The sequence below is a fragment of the Roseateles sp. DB2 genome (genome assembly GCF_051857535.1).
In the GTDB taxonomy this organism is placed as follows: Bacteria; Pseudomonadota; Gammaproteobacteria; order Burkholderiales; family Burkholderiaceae_C; genus Roseateles_B.
This window is the reverse complement of sequence record NZ_JBPZGY010000047.1, coordinates 1-1,292: the sequence shown is the minus strand read 5'-3', so window position 1 is coordinate 1,292 and position 1,292 is coordinate 1. Positions and strand designations below refer to the sequence as shown.

At 61.1% G+C, this 1,292-nt stretch carries 1 protein-coding gene; it reads left to right on the top strand.

Annotated elements, in window-relative coordinates:
- Positions 1-82 precede the first annotated feature (82 nt).
- A protein-coding gene (locus ACS5PK_RS22615) for an IS3 family transposase (RefSeq protein WP_439442517.1) occupies positions 83-1,182 on the top strand; the annotation gives its coding sequence in 2 pieces (ribosomal slippage) (positions 83-335 and positions 335-1,182; 1,101 coding nt in all).
- Positions 1,183-1,292: the final 110 nt, after the last annotated feature.

Here is a 1,292-nt window from a genome sequence, read left to right as displayed (position 1 = left end):
TGATCTGCATTGAAGAAATCGAGACACGCTGAGCGTTAGTCTTTCGGCGATTCGGCCTCGAGAATGGGGCGCAGGAGAAGTCGTGAGACGGAGTCGTTTTTCGGTGGAGCAGATCGTGGCGGTGCTCAAGCAAGTCGAGCTCGGCATGGTGGTGGCGGACGCGTGCCGCAAGATGGGCATCAGCGAGCAGACTTTCTATCGCTGGAAGAAACAGTACGGGAGCTTGGAGCCCGACCAAGCGCGTGAGCTCAAGCAACTGCAGGAAGAGAACGCGAGGCTCAAAAAGCTCGTGGCCGATCTCAGCCTGGACAAGGCGATTCTTCAGGATATCGCTGCAAAAAAATGGTCCGGCCCGCGCTGAGGGTGCTGGCTCTGGACTACGTCCGGGGCCACTATGGCATCAGTCTGCGTCGGGCCTGCCAACTGGTTCAGGTGTCGAGAAGCACGCCCTACTACGAGCGGCGCAAGGACCCGCGGCCCGATTTGCGACGGCGCATGCGGGAACTGGCCAATACCCGTGTGCGCTGGGGCTATAGGCGTTTGCACGTGCTACTGCGGCGAGAAGGCTGGCTGCTCGGACGAAGCCAGTGCTACCGCATCTACGGCGAGGAGCAACTGCAGCTGCGCTCCAAGCTACCCAAGAAGCGCAAGATGGTCGTACAGCGGCGCCAGCGGGAGCTACCGAGTCGGCCGGGCCAAGCGTGGTCCATGGACTTCGTGGCTGAGGAGTTCAGCCATGGCGGGAAGTTCCGGATCTTGACCGTGGTCGATGTGTTCACGAGAGAGGCACTGGCAGTGCATGCCGGTCATCGGCTCAAGGGTGAGCACGTCGTCGAAGTACTCAACCGATTGGTGCGGCATGTCGGTGCGCCCAAGGCCATCTTCGTGGACAACGGCAGCGAGTTCACGGGCCGCTTGATGGACATGTGGGCCTACCACCATGGCGTAAGGCTGGACTTCAGCCGACCGGGCAAGCCAACGGACAACAGCTTTGTCGAGACCTTCAACGGCTCGCTGCGCGACGAGTGCTTGAACGTGAACTGGTTTGCCTCGTTGACCGAGGCGCAGGGGCTTCTGGAGGCCTGGCGGCAGGACTACAACGAGAGTCGGCCTCACAGTGCTCTCAATGACCTGACCCCGGCCGAATATGCCCGTAAGATCAAGGAGATGGGGCCTGCCTAGTGACCCCAAGACCAGCCGGGACTAGCACTCGGGGTGGCTCGAAGAATCCAAGCGGATCAAGACCAGCCGGGACTAGCACTCGGGGTGGCTCGAAGAATCCAAGCGGATCA